Annotated in this window: 1 protein-coding gene and 1 pseudogene; both read right to left on the reverse strand. The window is 30.3% G+C overall.

Going from position 1 to position 2,002, the window contains the following annotated elements; genetic code table 11:
• A partial coding sequence (locus tag LQ682_RS13955) for a protein rep (protein WP_239724586.1) occupies positions 1-976 on the reverse strand: 976 nt, incomplete at its 3' end.
• 918 nt (positions 977-1,894) lie between these two features.
• Positions 1,895-2,002, reverse strand: a pseudogene (locus LQ682_RS13960) (protein rep); the annotation flags it as partial.

The following is a 2,002-nucleotide window of genomic DNA, read 5'->3' on the forward strand; positions in this document are numbered from 1 at the left end:
AGTTTTGTTTTTGATAATTCCATATTGCCATGATTGAGTGTGCTTTTTGTTCTTCTTCTGTTGTCTTTTCGTCTGATGTATTAATTAAGTTCCCGTCTTCTGAGTCATCTAAATTTAAAATTTTATGTTTTTGTTTGAGTAAACCACCGTAGCTTAGCATACGTTTTCTGTATAAACCTTGTTCTAAGTCTTTGACTATTTCTTGATTTTTTTCTTGATTACTTGTTAGATAGTCTGATGATTTAACACTATATTTTGATGTTTCTTTGATTGCTGCTTGAATATCTTTATCGCCCTTTTTGTTTGGTTTGATCGCCTTTATATTTGCCACAGGTTTGTAATTAACTTGCAGTGCTTTTTGCCATAAATCAACCCATTCACTTTGCTTTATATAATTAGATTTATTTTTAAAATAACTATTTTCAACGCAAAGTAAAACATGCATATGTTGGTTATAACTACCGTCATTTTGATTAACTGTAACTTCCGTAGAACGCAAAAACCCGACCAAATTCTTTTTAACTTTTGTATACATTTTTAATTTATTAAAAGCCTTAGACATATCCTTTAAACTTTTTTCTAAATGTTCTCCATCTATCGCATTTCGTGTTGAAAGAGTTAAGAACAACCAACGTGCTTTCGGTTTTTCTTTTACCACTTCTTCAATCACTTTTTGTGCTTGATAACTATTTTTCATAGCACGCCTCCAATTACAAACTGGACACAATTTCGATTTACAAAACCATGTCTTATAAAGCTTTAAATAGCCTTCTTCTGTCGGTTTGAATTCTAAGACGCTTCCACACTGTTTGACGTTATGAGCCTTTTTTAATTTTAGAATGTCGAGAATTTCAGAATAGCTCACGTTATCAATTTTTTTCTCTTTCCATGGGCGTTGTTTCCCACTTTTAGAAATATCTTTCAAAGTTTTATTATCTTGATTTTCAGTTATAAATTTTGTATGATTGTTTTGCATATAAAAACCCCCTGGTTAGATTTTTTCTCGACAATTAAATCTTATACCTGGGGATTTTTTATGTCAAATTTTATTTTCCACTTTAAAAATAGCTAAAAATACTGTAATATCAACGTTCAACTCAATTTTAATATCTTTGAATTATTTCTAATTAGTATCAAGACAAGAAGAAACTCGTTTCACTCGTTTCTAAAAACCCAAAAATAGAGCATGATGATCACTCCGTGAATCATGCTCTATTTTTCCGTCTGTACATGTTTTTTATTCCAATTTCCTTTTTGGTTTGAACCTACAATTCCATGTGATGTTGAGTTGGTACTTTCTTGGGATTAATCCCAATTCAAGTCCAACCAACTCGCTAACAAGTTAGCTATCACATTTCATTTTTCAAACCAAAAAGTTTTCTCGGCATAAACGGTGGTATGATTAAATTAGATTTAACTTAGCAGAATATTTCTAAAAAAAGCCAACTTAATTTTTAGGTCGGCTTTTTTATTTTGCTTATTTTCAAATACCCTTATTTTTAATTTTAAGGGGGCATTTTAAAGAATTAGGGGTAAATCATATAGTTTTATATCCAAAAACTTATACACGCTCTTAAAACGCAAATATGAGCCAAATAAATATATTTTGATTTCACAAAATGATTTTTCTAAAAACCAGTGGCTAATTTTTTAGACACTGCCCATCTACATGCAAATTTAAAAATTGGCATGAAAAGTGGGTAAACGTGCCGTTTAATCGCATAGTTCCTGCAGGGGCTAAAAAAGCTTTTTTTACTTTACATCGACATGACATCGACTTGACGATAAGTAAAGAATTATCAAAAGCAAAACACTATTAAACCAATAATATTTCATAATAAAAAAACTGACCCCAATCACAATACATAGTTTCTGATTGGGGTCAGTTTTTTTATTATTTTTTGATGTAGTAGTTTTGTTTTTGATAATTCCATATTGCCATGATTGAGTGTGCTTTTTGTTCTTCTTCTGTTGTCTTTTCGTCTGATGTATTAATTAAGTT

Origin of the sequence: Mammaliicoccus sp. A-M4 (assembly GCF_022386955.1) — a bacterium.
Classification (GTDB): domain Bacteria; phylum Bacillota; class Bacilli; order Staphylococcales; family Staphylococcaceae; genus Mammaliicoccus; species Mammaliicoccus lentus.